At 40.0% G+C, this 15,177-nt stretch carries 10 protein-coding genes; 2 read left to right on the top strand and 8 right to left on the bottom strand.

Annotation, left to right across the window (positions count from 1 at the left end; all coding sequences use genetic code 11):
- The 7 genes from NSQ84_RS11870 to gltB all read right to left on the bottom strand — a co-directional run bounded on the left by NSQ84_RS11870 (position 1) and on the right by gltB (position 12,509).
- Entirely contained in the window at positions 1 to 672 is a 672-nt protein-coding gene (locus tag NSQ84_RS11870) for an ABC transporter ATP-binding protein (protein WP_066247627.1), read from the bottom strand.
- A 297-nt stretch (positions 673 to 969) separates the two neighbouring features.
- Positions 970 to 2,472 carry a hypothetical protein gene (locus tag NSQ84_RS11875; protein ID WP_339211933.1) on the bottom strand — a complete coding sequence of 501 codons (1,503 nt, stop codon included), beginning with the start codon at positions 2,470 to 2,472 and terminating at the stop codon, positions 970 to 972.
- A gap of 161 nt (positions 2,473 to 2,633) precedes the next feature.
- A complete protein-coding gene (locus NSQ84_RS11880; RefSeq protein WP_130158810.1) occupies positions 2,634 to 3,185 on the bottom strand; it encodes a hypothetical protein in 552 nt (183 codons plus the stop codon).
- A gap of 226 nt (positions 3,186 to 3,411) precedes the next feature.
- The gene (gene gndA / locus NSQ84_RS11885) at positions 3,412 to 4,824 is read right to left on the bottom strand and encodes an NADP-dependent phosphogluconate dehydrogenase (RefSeq protein ID WP_063388147.1); all 1,413 of its coding nucleotides are present in this window, start codon (positions 4,822 to 4,824) and stop codon (positions 3,412 to 3,414) included.
- A gap of 110 nt (positions 4,825 to 4,934) precedes the next feature.
- Positions 4,935 to 6,158, bottom strand: a complete 1,224-nt coding sequence (locus tag NSQ84_RS11890) for a DNA polymerase IV (RefSeq protein ID WP_261308722.1) — start codon at positions 6,156 to 6,158, stop codon at positions 4,935 to 4,937.
- Between the two features lie 264 nt (positions 6,159 to 6,422).
- Positions 6,423 to 7,904: a glutamate synthase subunit beta gene (locus NSQ84_RS11895; protein WP_063388146.1), complete on the bottom strand. Its 1,482-nt coding sequence runs from the start codon at positions 7,902 to 7,904 to the stop codon at positions 6,423 to 6,425.
- Between the two features lie 45 nt (positions 7,905 to 7,949).
- Positions 7,950 to 12,509 (bottom strand): glutamate synthase large subunit, encoded by a 4,560-nt coding sequence (gltB, locus tag NSQ84_RS11900; RefSeq protein WP_327874051.1) that lies wholly within the window; start codon positions 12,507 to 12,509, stop codon positions 7,950 to 7,952.
- Between the two features lie 128 nt (positions 12,510 to 12,637).
- Here gltB and NSQ84_RS11905 point away from each other — a divergent pair, with 128 nt between their 5' ends.
- On the top strand, positions 12,638 to 13,540 hold the full coding sequence (locus tag NSQ84_RS11905) for a LysR family transcriptional regulator (protein ID WP_063388144.1): 903 nt from the start codon (positions 12,638 to 12,640) through the stop codon (positions 13,538 to 13,540).
- Positions 13,541 to 13,730: 190 nt separating this feature from the next.
- On the opposite strand, the gene NSQ84_RS11910 is transcribed toward NSQ84_RS11905, so the two are convergent.
- Complete coding sequence (locus NSQ84_RS11910; RefSeq protein WP_063388143.1) at positions 13,731 to 14,852, bottom strand: tripeptidase T; 1,122 nt, start codon at positions 14,850 to 14,852, stop codon at positions 13,731 to 13,733.
- A 150-nt stretch (positions 14,853 to 15,002) separates the two neighbouring features.
- Between NSQ84_RS11910 and prli42 the strand changes: the two genes are divergently transcribed.
- Complete coding sequence (gene prli42 / locus NSQ84_RS11915) at positions 15,003 to 15,098, top strand: stressosome-associated protein Prli42 (protein ID WP_153028099.1); 96 nt, start codon at positions 15,003 to 15,005, stop codon at positions 15,096 to 15,098.
- Positions 15,099 to 15,177: the final 79 nt, after the last annotated feature.

Below are 15,177 nucleotides of genomic sequence, written 5' to 3' on the forward strand. Positions count from 1 at the left end.
TTATATTTGATTTAACACATAATGTTCCAGTTCGCTTTCGCTGTATTGATTGGCAACTTGATGAATTTTCCCGTTTTTCAGCAATAATATTTCATCGGCCAATTTATGGGCGATCGGGATCATATGCGTGGAAAGAAGAACAATATTTCCCCTTCTGGCATAAGAAACGAGCTTCTTATAAGTTTCAGCAATGTTAATCGGGTCTAAAGATACTAGCGGCTCATCCAACAGCAATACCCTCGGTTTTATTAAAAAAGCAACGGCTAAAGCCAGCTGGTGCTTCATTCCATGCGAATAATTGATGACCAGTTCGTGGATAAACGACTGAATTCCTTGTTCTTCACAAAACCTTTCCAATTCATCTTTCGACATATTCAAATGATAGATTTTTTGAATAAAATCTAAGTTGTCAAAGCCAGATAAAAAATCTAGAAAAATTGGCTTCTCTGAAACATAATGAACAAGCTCATTAAGCTTTTTGTTATCTTTTATTATAATCGTGCCGGAATCATAAGCTAGAATGCCGGACAAAATTTTCATCAATGTCGTTTTTCCCGCACCATTCCTCCCTAATAGACAATAGATATTATTTGGTTCTAATGTAAATTGAACTCCTTTTAATATTTCCATTTTCGCCCGATACGACTTTTTTAAATCCGCAACTTGAATCATCTTTTTCAACCCTAACTTATGTTAATTTTTAACATTTCCCTCTATATTTAAAGAGGAGACAACATAATCCCATTGTTGATTCTTAATTGAAGCTGACTGCAAGCCAACGCGACCGCTGTCTTCCCAGCCTATATAAAATGAAGCGAAATGTTGATAAGCTGTCCATGACCGATCGCTGTTGAAAAAGCAGCAAAAATTAGCATAGTGAATAATGCGACAAAAATGGTGCGTTTTATCAATAAATTTTCGTAGAAGCCGATTGTTTAGGTAAATTCCAAGCACGCCATCATTCAAAAATCAATGAAATCGCTCATAAAAGAAGCCTCTTATTCGATCGATTTTATGAAAAATTAAAAATAAAATTGTACAAACACAAATGAGACTTAGCATTTCTCCTAAAAATAAATTGTTTAAACCTATTAGACGCAGCAAGGATTTTATAGCAGCAACGAAGGCAAAAAAGAGAACGATTAAAATCCCGCCTAATTTTTCAAACGCTTTTTCGTCAATAAAATATTTTTCAAATTGATAAATAAACGTACAATAAATGATTAGACTGGAAAATATAAAGGCAAATCCTAATAAAATAAAGGATAATGCTGCCAGATCAGCAGATATCAACTTCGCAGAAATTAGTAAAATCACCACAATGAAGTATTGAACCCATAAAATATACGAAAACATAACAGACGTTTGAATGATCGAAAGTTTATGTCTTTTACAAAGCAAAATGATATTCGAATGATTATGATTCATGAATAGAGAAATAAATAGAAAAACTGTAAAAAGGGATATATCATTCACCTTTATAGGAAGAGATTCGACAAATAGAAACAGCAGAACAGTTAATGTGTACGTCACGAAAAAATGGCTGTTGATGATCCCGTTTGATCTTATATAATTGAAAAAAATATATAATGACTTCTTTTTAGGCAAATGGTATTTAGAAAAAGATCGTATTATTTGCTTTTCAATGAATAAATAATCGCAGGCTTTATGAAAGAAAAACAAGCAAATTCCTATTAAAACAATGCCCAGCCAAAACAGCCATCCATGTATTCTCAACTCATATAAATTGACTTCGGTAGGGACAAATTTTATTACAAAATCCGCAAAATCTCCGTGAATAAAATAACGAACGGCAGAACCAACAAAAAATTCAAGATCTTCTTTTTTTCCATTGATGAATAAACAGAGAAGCAAATAAATGAAAGAAATCATGAACCGATTGCTTCCAAAGGGGTAGCTTCGCTTGAACACAAATAATAAAAATTTTATAAATGCCAGCACAAACCCATAGAAGAACAAAAATGAAAAGATTTGCAGAAGAAAAACAAAGCCTGCATAGGAGTTGTAATATGTCTGTACGATAAAAAAAGGCAATGACATGATCAAAAGAAACAGCCATATTAAAAAAAAGCCTAAAAATTCATTAGTGATGATCAATTTCTTCTTTATGTCTGCTGAAAATCTGCTTTCAATTGCAAAATTGCGAATTTCATCGCTAACACCGCTTCCAGCCTGAATTATACACAGCTGCAAAATATATAAGATAATCAATAAATTCAATGTTTTTATGGGCAAGGAAATATGGTGAAACAAGATTTGGAATAAGACCGCAAGTACAAACCAGAATATATAAGCAGCCAAACATACAAAAACAGCATATCTTTTCAGTATTTGAAGGATCGGATTAAAAATATTAGACTTTAATCCAATTCCATCGCTTAAATAAAAAAGCCTGTTTATAAATACTTTGATGATTTTATTCGTTAATAAATAGCATAATTTTAAATACATGTCTTATCATACTCACTTACACAAGTTTAGATCGGTTTTCTCGTGAATAAGGATGAATCATGTGATATTTTAAGAGTACTAAATTTTAAAAGCCGCTTTTAGTGCACCCTTTATAATAAACTGCATAACTTCATCCTGATGCCATATTAGAAAAGATCACGTCACATAATGTATTCTTCATCAAATACGCAACCTCCTAAAAATGTAAAAGCCAAATAGACGAATAAAGAAAAAATGGTGAAAAGGAGCGGCTTTTTCCAGCTTAAATTCGCCATTCTTTTCAATAGAATAAAAAGAGTAAAAAGACCTGAGAGTAAAAACGGATTGGCTACAATGAAAAAAATATTCGAAGTATCTCGGAACATAAACAATTGCCAAATAATCGATAACGCTAAAAAAGAAGTGAAAATAAGATAAACTCTATAAAATAAAGAAAATTGTAAAGGAATTCTAAATAGAAATTTTACGAAAAAATGAGTAATGGAAGCTCCTACAAATAATTGCATTATGACTGATAATATAATAAACACGAGGACAATTCCGAAAACTGCATAAGCCGGCGCCCCTTCTTTTTTCAGCATGATTGGAATATTTTCCACCTCTGAGCCCATCGATATATAGATGGACAGAATGATCGAAATGAACGACAATGTAAAAGCAATAAAAAACAATACATAGCTGGAAAATTTATTATCCTTTATCCATTGGATCATTTTTTATCACTCATCTCGCTTTTTAGCAAATGAATTATAAGTCTAGTTTTATATCTTAATGGAATATATAACCTTTATTTGAATTTATAGTAATTTATGTTGAAATTTTTATCAAGAAAAATTTTGTATTTTCCTTTTTCAAAATGAAAAATAGCAGAACGGTGCTCACGAGAAAGGAATCATGGCGAAATGAAAAAGCATCGGTTAAAACCGATGCTTTTTATCGTTATTTATTCAGCCAATCTGTATGGAAGATGCCTTCTTTGTCAACGCGCTGATACGTATGAGCGCCGAAATAATCGCGCTGTGCTTGAATTAAGTTTGCCGGCAATGTTTCAGTGCGGTAGCTGTCATAATAAGCAAGAGCGGCAGAGAAGCACGGCACTGGAATTCCTCTTTCGATGGCAATCGCAATAACTTGTCGTAAAGCTCCCTGATAGCTTTCAACAATTTCTTTAAAATAAGGGTCCAACAGTAGGTTTGGAAGATCAGGGTCGCGATCGTAAGCGTCTTTGATTTTTTGCAAAAACGCTGCGCGGATGATGCAGCCGCCGCGGAAGATCATGGCAATATCGCCGTATTTTAAATTCCAATTATACTCTTCGCTTGCTGCTTTCATTTGCGCAAACCCTTGAGCATAAGAACAAATTTTGCTCATGTACAGCGCTTTGCGAACGGCTTCAATGAGTTCTTCCTTGCTTCCTTCATAAGGCCGTACATTCGGTCCGCTCAACAGTTTGCTTGCTTTAACACGCTCTTCCTTCATGGCGGAAATAAAACGGGCAAATACCGATTCAGTAATGATCGGAAGAGGGATTCCTAAATCGAGAGCGTCTTGGCTTGTCCATTTTCCTGTTCCTTTTTGCCCGGCGGTGTCAAGAATGACATCGACAAGCGGTTTTCCTGTTTCTTCATCGATTTTTGTGAAAATATCTGCTGTAATTTCAATTAAATAGCTGTCGAGCTCTCCTTTATTCCATTCAGCAAACACTTCATGAAGCTCTTGAGCATTTAACCCTAGAACATGTTTTAAAATGAAGTAAGCTTCGGAAATTAATTGCATATCTCCGTATTCAATGCCGTTATGCACCATTTTTACGTAATGTCCTGCTCCATCTGGACCAATGTAGGTGGTGCACGGCTCACCATTTACCTTAGCGGCGATCGCTTCAAAAATTGGACGCACAAGCTCATGAGCCTCTTTTTGTCCTCCCGGCATGATGGAAGGGCCTTTTAAAGCTCCTTCTTCCCCGCCGGAAACCCCTGTGCCAATGAAATGGATGCCGCGTTCAGCGAGCTGTTTGCTGCGGCGTTGAGTATCTTTATAATATGTATTTCCGCCGTCAATTAAAATATCTCCTTCATCGAGATATGGAAGAAGCTGTTCAATAGTTGCATCAGTCGCAGCACCCGCTTTAACCATCAGTAAAATTTTTCGAGGCTTTTCAAGAGAATTGACAAATTCCTCTATACTATACGTTCCGACGATTTTTTTTCCTGCTGCTTCTTTTAGCATTTCGTCTGTTTTTTCTGAAGAACGGTTGTAGACAGAAACGCTGTAGCCTCTGCTTTCAATATTCAATGCTAAATTTTTTCCCATTACTGCTAATCCGATAACACCTATTTGCTGTTTTGACATATGAATACGTCCCTTTCTATTTCGAATAACTATTCTACAGAACTGAAAATACCATAATTAATAGATTGTTTTCAAGTCAAAGCCATATACAAAGTACAGGCTTAAAAAACTTATTTAAAGAAAAAATCTTTCCCGAAGCTCGAGCCGAAAGAATCAATCTCTTTATGCATGCTCAGTCCTTTTTTGATAATTCCTTCTCCATATTTTTCAGACAATTTTTCTATCGCCTGATGGAGCGGTTCATTTTTCGCTTCTTCTTCAAAAGTAAATAGATCAAGCTGTTTAAAAGCATTTTTTTTGTGCATCACATCCTGCCCTGTTATGCCGAGCAGGCGCACAGGCTCGTTTTTCCACAGCTTTTGAAAAACAATCAAAGCATGCTGGAAAATTGTTCTTTCATCATCGGTTGGGTTTTCTAATTTCATACTTTTTGTTACAGTCGTCCGGTCTTTATAGCGAAGCATCACTGCAACTTTTGTCGCTACCGCCTCTTTTTTCTTCAATCGGAGACTTACCGATTTCGCCAAACTTTTCAGGGCATTCTTTAACTCTTCTTCATTTGTTGCATCTTCGGGCAGCGTCATCTGATTTCCGACGCTTTTAAAATCATAAACGGACGATGGATCAACCGGGCGATGGTCAATGCCGTTTGCTTTTTCTTTTAACCTTAATCCATTAATACCAATTATTTTTTCTAGTTGAACGTCGTTTCCTCTTGCAAGGTCACCGATTGTCCGAATTCCGATCTTCTTTAATTTTTCAGCTGTTTTCGCCCCTACGCCATGCATCTCTTCTACATCAAGAGGCCACAATTTCTCTTTAATATCCCTCTTCCTTAAAACCGTTATGCCTAAAGGCTTTTTCATATCAGAAGCTGTTTTAGCCAAAAATTTATTCGGGGCAATTCCGATGCTGGACGGCAGCTCCAACTCATCAAGAAGCCGCTGTTGAATTTCTTTTGCCAGATCGAGCGGATGTCTTGCGACGTCTGTGACATCCATATATCCTTCGTCTATAGAAACCGGCTCTACAATCGGTGTGTATGAACATAAAATCGCAAACATTGCTTTCGATGCTTTTCGATAACGATCAAAACGGGGCTTTTTGACAATTAAATTCGGGCAAAGCTTCTTTGCCTCCCATACTGGCATGGTCGTCTTTACCCCAAACGCTCTAGCTTCATAGCTGCAAGTCACAACAATTCCTTTCCTCTCCTCCGGGTTGCCGGCTATCGCAAGCGGCAGCCCTTTTAACGACGGATCAAAGGCAGCCTCAACAGATGCGTAAAAACTATTCATATCAATATGCAAAATAACGCGGCTCATACACATCACCCAATATCATTGTACCATACATAAATAAAAGAGGCTCCCTTGTTCTTTTGAATGGGCGGACAGAGCTGAATGAAGCTGGCATTTCTTGCTGCCTGCTATGCAAATGCTTTAAAAATAAAGGAAAGGGGGTATCTAATAAGTCGTTTTTACGGCTTATTGACGCCCCCATTAATGTTTTAGAAACGTTGATATATCGGTGTTTATGATTTTTATTTTCAATGGCGATTGACTTTCTAGACAGCCCCGGGATTTCAAAATATAATTTTAAGGTAAATTCGTCGCTCCCATTAAGAAACGATCCACTTCCCTTGCGGCACCTCTTCCTTCATGAATCGCCCAGACAATCAAGCTCTGTCCTCTTCTTGCGTCACCTGCGGCAAATACGCCTTCTACATTTGTTGTAAATTTGCCGTACGGAGCGTTCACTTTCCGGTTTACCGTTTCAACGCCAAATTGCTTCAGAACAGGCTGTTCCGGCCCTTCAAAGCCGATTGCGATAAAGACTAAATCGCACGGCCATACTTTTTCTGTGCCGGGTATTTCTTTAAACACCGCATTGCCGTTTTCATCAAATGATTTTTCCATTTGAATCGTATGCAATTCTTTTACATTGCCATTTTCATCGCCGACAATTTTCTTTGTTTGGATGCAAAATTGACGAGGATCCTGTCCGAATTTGCTTTTGGCTTCCTCATATGCATAATCTAACGTAAAGACCAGCGGAGCTTGAGGCCATGGATTGCCTTCCGCCCGCTCCTTCGGCAAGGCTGGATGTTTACCAAATTGCACAACGCTTTTACACTTTTGCCGCAATGCTGTCGCTACACAGTCAGCACCTGTATCACCGCCGCCAATGACGATGACATGCTTATCTTTTGCATCAATAAACTTTTTGTCTGCAAAATTAGAATTGAGCAGGCTTTTCGTCGTTTCTGTTAAATAATCCATCGCAAAGTGCACGCCGTTTAATTCTCTTCCTTCAATCACAAGATCACGCTGCTTTTGCGCTCCTGTGCATAAAACAACAGCATCATATTGGGAGCGAAGCTCATCAGCGGTGATGTCTTTGCCTACTTCCGTATTAGTTATAAACGTAATTCCTTCTTCTTCTAAAAGACGCACTCTTCTTTCAACAATTTCCTTCTCAAGCTTCATATTCGGAATACCGTACATTAATAACCCGCCGATTCGATCAGCCCGCTCATAAACCGTAACGGAATGTCCCGCTTGGTTTAATTGATCCGCACATGCCAGACCGGCAGGACCTGACCCAACAATAGCGACTTTTTTACCTGTGCGCTTTTCAGGAATTCTCGGCTGAACCCATCCTTCGTCAAAGCCCTTATCGATTATTGCGCGCTCGATGCCTTTAATGGCAACAGCAGGATCTGAAATCGCAACCGTACAAGATCCTTCACACGGTGCAGGGCAAACCCTTCCGGTAAATTCAGGAAAATTATTTGTTTTTAAAAGACGGTCCAGCGCTTCCTTCCATCTACCTCTATAAACAAGATCATTCCATTCAGGGATTAAATTATGAATCGGACAACCTGATGTTAAGCCGTTAATCTCCATTCCCATATGACAGAAAGGAGTCCCGCAGTCCATGCAGCGGGCACCTTGTCTGGCAAGTGTTTCATTTGAAAACGGGAATGAATATTCCTTCCAATCATCAAGGCGGGAAAGCGGATCACGTTTTTTCTCTTCTTCGCGTACATACTCCATAAAACCTGTTGCTTTTCCCACGAGTCTCCCCCTCCTTTTCATCCATTCACTAGGTGTGCAATGAGGTTAATTTGCAACAGCCTGTAAAGCGAATGGTTCACCGGCGGTTGTTTTCTCATTCGCAACCGCTTCAAATGCTGCAAGTACAGCTTCTTCTTTCGTAAGACCTGAATTTTCCATTTTTTCAATCGTGTTGATCATTAATTTGTAGTTTCTAGGTATCACTTTAATAAATCTTCCGACATACTCTTCCCAGTGATCTAATATATGCCGGGCCTTTGGACTTTCTGTATATTGGAAATGCTTCGAAATCATGTCATATACAGTGCGGATTTCTTCTTCATCTTCAAGAGATTCAAATAACACTAATTCCTTATTGGCTGTTCGTTTGAATTTCTCCTGATCATCCGCCAATACGTAAGCAATGCCTCCGGACATACCAGCTGCAAAGTTTTTGCCGACAGATCCGAGAATGACAACACGTCCTCCGGTCATATATTCACAACCGTGATCGCCGACACCTTCAACAACAGCATTCACACCGCTGTTTCTTACACAAAATCTTTCGCCGGCTCGCCCTTGAATATATGCTTCACCGCTCGTTGCACCGTAGAACGCCACATTTCCAATAATGACATTGTCACTTGATGCAAAAGATGCTTCTTTCGGGTGACGGACAATTACTTTTCCGCCGGATAAGCCTTTTCCAATGTAATCATTGGCGTCGCCAGTAAGCGTCATCGTCATTCCTTTCGGTACAAACGCAGCAAAGCTTTGACCTGCTGAGCCGTAGAAATGAAGATTGATCGTATCTTCCGGCAGCCCCTCTTCGCCATATTGTTTTGCAATTTCGCTGCCTGTAATGGTTCCAACGACGCGGTTCACATTTTTAATGTTCAAATGGAGTTCAACTTTTTCTTGCCGTTTAATTGCCTCTTCAACTTTCGGCAATACTTCGTTCACGTCTAATGACTGGTCGATTTTATGGTTTTGCGGACGTGCAAATGTTCGCGGACCCTCCACTTGATAAAGCAAGCGGGATAGGTCAAGATGCTTTGCTTTCCAATGTTTTTTTGCACGGTCGCTAACCTTCAATACATCTACTCTTCCAACCATTTCATCAATAGTTCGGAATCCGAGGCTTGCCATGATTTCGCGAACTTCCTGCGCGATGAAATACATGAAATTAACAACATGCTCTGGCTTGCCCATAAATTTTTCACGAAGTTCAGGATTTTGCGTTGCCACTCCGACTGGACATGTATCAAGATGACATACACGCATCATGACACATCCTAGAACGACTAGAGGAGCGGTTGCAAAACCAAATTCTTCTGCCCCGAACAATGCCGCCATCACAACATCACGGCCTGTCATCAGCTTGCCGTCTGTTTCAAGAACGACTCGGTCACGCAATCCGTTGAGCATAAGCGTTTGATGTGTTTCACTAAGGCCGAGCTCCCACGGAAGTCCGGCATGCTTAATGCTCGTCTTTGGAGATGCCCCGGTACCGCCGTCATAGCCGCTGATTGTAATAACGTCCGCTGCACCTTTCGCAACTCCAGCAGCAATCGTTCCTACTCCAGCTTTTGAAACAAGCTTGACGCTGATTCGGGCATCTCTATTCGCGTTTTTCAAATCATGAATAAGCTGCGCCAAGTCTTCAATTGAATAAATGTCATGGTGCGGAGGCGGTGAAATCAATTCCACACCCGGTGTAGAGCCGCGAACTTTTCCGATCCAAGGATACACCTTTTTGCTTGGCAGCTGTCCGCCCTCACCTGGCTTTGCTCCTTGAGCCATTTTAATTTGCAGCTCGTCAGCATTGACTAAATAATGGATTTTCACGCCGAAGCGGCCGGAAGCTACTTGTTTTATGGCGCTTCGCTTCAAATCTCCATTTTCATCTGGAACATAGCGGTTCGGATCTTCTCCACCTTCACCGCTGTTGCTTTTTCCACCGATGCGGTTCATCGCAACCGCCAATGCTTCATGCGCTTCCTTGCTTAAGGAACCGAAGGACATTGCTCCTGTTTTAAAGCGGCGTACGATCGATTCCACCGGCTCAACTTCTTCAATAGGAATCGGTTTTCTAGATTCATTGAATTCAAACAAGTTGCGCAAAAACGTCACTTGCTCTTCATTGGCCATCTTCGAGTATTCTTTAAATAACTTATAATCGTTTTTCCGGCATGCCCATTGCAGCGTATGGATCGTTTTCGGATTGAATGCATGGTGTTCTCCGTTTCTTCTCCATTGAAATTCGCTGCCTGGATCGAGCGTTTCATCTCGATAAGTTGTTTTAAATCCTTGAGCATGACGCATTTTCGCTTCTTTTTCAATTTCTTTTAATCCGATTCCTCCAATTTGCGAGGCTGTTCCAGTGAAGTATTCCTCGATAACTTCTTCTCCAATGCCGACCGCTTCAAAAATTTGGGCTCCGCGGTAGCTTTGAATCGTAGAAATTCCCATTTTTGACATGACTTTGACGACCCCGTCTGTCACCGCTTTTTTAAATCTTTTTACTGCTTCTTTATATGAATATGGAATCGTTCCCTTTTGAACAGCATTTCGCACTGTTTCTAAAGCTAAATAAGGATTGACCGCATCTACACCATATCCTATTAGAGCCGCAAAATGGTGCACTTCTCTCGCTTCTCCGCATTCAACAATAATGCTTGCTTTCGTGCGGGTTCCTTTTTTCACCATATATTGATGCAGAGCGCTTCCGGCAAGCAGTGCTGGAATTGCTGCATATTCTTCATTTACTCCGCGATCTGATAAAACTAGAAGTGTAGCGCCGTTTTCCACCGCTTCATCAGCAGCTTGAAAGAGCTGATCTAATGCATTTTTCAAATCATCTTTAAACAAAGCTGGCAAAGTGACGCATTTAAATTCAGGATACGGATTATTTTTCAAAGCAGCGAGTTCTTCATTCGAAAGAATTGGAGATTCTAAGCGAATGCGTCGTGCTGCTGATGGATCAGGATCGAGAATATTTCCTTCCTTTCCTAACAGTGTCATCGTAGAAGTGACGATCGATTCACGAATCGCATCAATCGGAGGATTCGTTACTTGGGCAAACAATTGTTTAAAATAATTAAACAAGCTTTGCGGGCGATCTGACAGCACTGCAAGAGGAGTATCATTTCCCATTGCACCGATCGGATCTTTTCCATCGATCACCATTGCTGCAATTGTTTTTTCAACATCTTCATACGTATAACCAAACGCTTTTTGGAGTTTGGTTAGATCGTCAACCTTTTCAACATCTTCAGGGACATTGATGTCGAAAATAGAAATCATCTGATCATTGATCCACTGGCGATATGGTTTTTCTTTGGCGATTTCTTCTTTGATTTCCTGATCAGAAATGATTCTTCCTTCTTCCAAGTCAATCAACAGCATTTTTCCTGGACTCAGCCGGTCTTTATAAAGCACATTTTCCGGTTCAACATCAATCACACCGACTTCTGATGAGAAAATAATGTAATCATCTTTCGTCACATAGTAGCGGGCTGGTCTAAGTCCATTGCGGTCCAAAATAGCTCCAATCTGCTTTCCGTCTGTAAACGAGATGGCCGTTGGACCGTCCCACGGCTCCATAAAACAGCTGTGAAACTCATAAAATGCTTTCTTATCATCATCCATTTCATCATCCCAAAACCACGGTTCAGGAATAAGCATCATCGCCGCGTGCGCCAGCTTTTTCCCTGCCAGCACAAAAAATTCAAAAGCGTTGTCTAAAATGGATGAATCGCTTCCGTTCATATCTAAAATAGGTGTGATTTTTGTCAAATCATCCCCGAAAACGTCTGAAACAAACAGCTTTTCCCTTGCAGCCATCCAATTCACATTGCCGCGCAATGTGTTGATCTCGCCATTATGGATTAAATATCTGTTTGGATGCGCTCTTTCCCAGCTTGGGAACGTATTGGTGCTGAATCGGGAGTGGACTAGAGCAAAAGCTGATTGAAATCTCTCGTCCTGCAAGTCTACATAAAATTCATCTAATTGTTCAGGCGTCAAGAGACCTTTATAAACAATTGTCCGGCTTGATAAACTTGCAAAATAAAATTCATTATTTTGAACAAGACGTTCTGCTTGTTTCCGAATAACATACAGCTTTCTCTCAAAAGTAAGCTCGTCTTGAATATCATCGCTCGCCCCAATAAATACTTGTCTGATGAAAGGTTTGCTCTCTTTTGCAAGCCAACCGATCTTTTCAGAATTTACCGGCACAGTTCTCCAACCTAATAATATTTGTCCTTCTTTTTCAATGATTTTATTGATTTCTGTTTCATAATGTATCCGATCATGTTCACGACTCGGCAAAAAGACCATTCCGACTCCATATCGTCCTTTTTCTGGAAGGTTCATTCGTCCGCAAGCAACTTTAAAATAATTGTGCGGAATTTGAACCATAATGCCTGCACCGTCTCCAGTTTTCGGATCGCTTCCTTGTCCGCCGCGGTGCTCCAATTGACAAAGCATGTGAAGGCCTTTTTTGACAATATCATGAGAAGGTTTCCCTTTCAGATGAGCATATAAACCGATCCCACATGCATCATGTTCAAATTCAGGACGATAGAGACCTTGTGCCTTTGGTAATCCTATCTGTTTCATCTCTTCTCCCCCATTCTCATGCCGATAAGTCTGTATGTATAATTGTAGTTTTCAAAAATAATATTAACAATATATAATTTAGATAATAATAATCTCATTTTGATATAAATTGCTTGGGGGTGAGTCAAATGGAACTGAGACAGCTTATATATTTTTGGGAGGTTGCGAAGCGGGAGCATGTTTCAGAAGCTGCTGAAGCCCTTCATGTCGCACAGTCGGCTATCAGCAGGCAAATAGCAAATTTAGAGGCGGAGCTCGGAGTGGAGCTTTTTGAAAGGGAAGGAAGGAATGTTAAGCTTACTCCAATTGGACGTCATTTTTTGCCCCATGTCGAGACGGCTTTAAAAGCGATCGAACACGCCAAACAGCAAATTGAAGAATTTTTGGATCCGGAAAGAGGAACAGTTAAAATCGGCTTTCCGACCAGCTTGGCAAGCCATACAATGCCGACTGTTATTTCCGCTTTTAAAGCAAAACACCCGAACGTTTCCTTTCATTTGCGACAAGGTTCTTATAAATATTTAATTGAAGCCGTCAAAAAAAGAGAAATCGATTTAGCTTTTCTCGGTCCTATTCCGACGGATGACAACGATGTGAAAGGGGATATTTTATTTACGGAATCCTTTGCAGCCCTTTTGCCGCACAATCATCCGCTTGCGCACAAAAAAAGCTTAGTGCTGACTGAATTGCGTAATGAACCGTTTGTGACGTTTCCAGAAGGTTATATTCTGCATAAAATCGTGCATGAAGCGTGTCAACAGGCTGGATTTTCCCCAATTATTTCATCGGAAGGGGAAGATTTAGATGCCATCAAAGGGCTCGTATCGGCAGAAATTGGCGTAACATTGCTGCCTGAAAGCACTTTTTATGAAACAATGCCTCGTTTTACGGTAAAAATTCCGATTGAAATGCCTCGTGTAAGCAGAAATGTCGGCATTATTATATCGAAAAATTACGAGCTGGCCCCGTCCGTTAAAGTGTTTTATCAATTTGCTAAAGAGTTTTTCTCAGTACTAGAAAAATATCAATAAAAAAGATGCTCTTCCAACACGACGCTGGAAGAGCGGAACGGCTGTCAATATTATAGAAGCCGGAGGTTGTAAAAACTATCAGAGGTCTTGCAGATGTTTTGGAGCTGTCAATTCTTATTATGAAGCCTAAGGCCTGGCACATCGGATCGTTTGCTGAGTGACGAGCTTCCGGCTTCAAATTTTCAAAGCTCTATTGGTTTGCTACCTCTTTTATAATGGCGACAACTAATTCTGCTGTTTTGACAAGCTCCTCAATCGGCATTTTTTCATTTGTTGTATGAATTTCCTCATAACCAACAGCAAGATTAACAGTCGGAATACCGAAGCCAGCGATAATATTCGCATCGCTTCCGCCCCCGCTTTTTAACAATCTGCTCTCTCTGCCGATTGTTTTGATAGCTTTTTTAGCAATTTGAACGACCTTATCTTCATCGGTAAACGTAAATCCGGGATACATTACGTTAATATCCACTTCTGCTTTTGCTCCCATTTCGGCAGCTGCTGTTTCAAAAGCTTCCTTCATTTTTTGTACTTGCTGCTCCAATTTTTCAGGTACAAGTGAACGCGCTTCAGCTAAAATATCAACGCGGTCGCATACGATATTTGTTTGCGTTCCCCCTTCAAAACGGCCGATATTTGCCGTTGTTTCTTCATCGATTCGGCCTAAAGGCATATTGGCAACTGCTTTTGCTGCAACCGTAATAGCGGAAATTCCTTTTTCTGGCGCAACCCCGGCATGAGCGGTTTTTCCGTGAATCGTCGCTTTAATTTTTGCATGTGTCGGCGCCGAAACAATAATGTCTCCAACTTTTCCGTCACTGTCCAATGCATACCCGTATTGCGCGGTAATCAGTTTTGAATCGAGCGCTTTTGCCCCAATTAAACCTGATTCTTCTCCAACCGTAATGACAAACTCGATTTTCCCGTGAGGAATGTTATTTTCTTTTAATACACGCACCGCTTCCAGCATTGCGGCAAGGCCCGCTTTATCATCAGCGCCTAAAATCGTTGTTCCGTCCGTCACAATATATCCGTTTTGTATAGAAGGTTTTACCCCTTTTCCAGGTACGACCGTATCCATATGAGAGGTAAAATAAATCGTATCAACGCCTTCTTTCGTCGCCTCTAGCGTACAAATTAAATTTCCTGCTCCATGTCCTGTTTTTTCAATTGATTCGTCTTCTATTACTTGTAGTCCAAGCTCGGTAAATTTTTGCTTTAATACATTTGCTATTTCCCGTTCAAATTTTGTTTCTGAATCAATTTTCACGAGTTCTAAAAATTCATTCACTAGCCGGTTTTCCTGAACCATTTTGTCTTTCCTCCTAATTATGTATTCATGTTTAGTGTAACCGATTTTGATTCCGCTTGTGAAATCAAAAAGAAGCTGTCGATGAAGGTTGTCCCCTCTAAAAAATCGTTGTACAATGTTTTATAAATCATGTATGTGGAGGGAATCATGATGACAAGCAAAAAAATGCAAAAGTGGGTTGTTTATATTATGTTAGGTTCATTGCTGATCACCTCAATTTTAACAGGCATCACTATGTGGCTTTAAAAATTCAACATGCACTTTTTACACCACATAGGCTGTTTGGTGAAAAACAATTTCTTTCAAATCGGTGCTTCCTCCTCTC

Origin of the sequence: Aeribacillus sp. FSL K6-3256 (assembly GCF_037965805.1) — a bacterium.
Classification (GTDB): Bacteria; Bacillota; Bacilli; order Bacillales; family Aeribacillaceae; genus Aeribacillus; species Aeribacillus composti.

Coding starts and splice junctions, on each gene's coding strand:
- NSQ84_RS11910 (WP_063388143.1), bottom strand. CDS start 14,852: ATGGTTCAGGAAAACCGGCTAGTGAATGAATTTTTAGAACTCGTGAAA.
- NSQ84_RS11870 (WP_066247627.1), bottom strand. CDS start 672: ATGATTCAAGTTGCGGATTTAAAAAAGTCGTATCGGGCGAAAATGGAA.
- gndA (WP_063388147.1), bottom strand. CDS start 4,824: ATGTCAAAACAGCAAATAGGTGTTATCGGATTAGCAGTAATGGGAAAA.
- NSQ84_RS11880 (WP_130158810.1), bottom strand. CDS start 3,185: ATGATCCAATGGATAAAGGATAATAAATTTTCCAGCTATGTATTGTTT.
- gltB (WP_327874051.1), bottom strand. CDS start 12,509: ATGAAACAGATAGGATTACCAAAGGCACAAGGTCTCTATCGTCCTGAA.
- NSQ84_RS11905 (WP_063388144.1), top strand. CDS start 12,638: ATGGAACTGAGACAGCTTATATATTTTTGGGAGGTTGCGAAGCGGGAG.
- NSQ84_RS11875 (WP_339211933.1), bottom strand. CDS start 2,472: ATGTATTTAAAATTATGCTATTTATTAACGAATAAAATCATCAAAGTA.
- prli42 (WP_153028099.1), top strand. CDS start 15,003: ATGACAAGCAAAAAAATGCAAAAGTGGGTTGTTTATATTATGTTAGGT.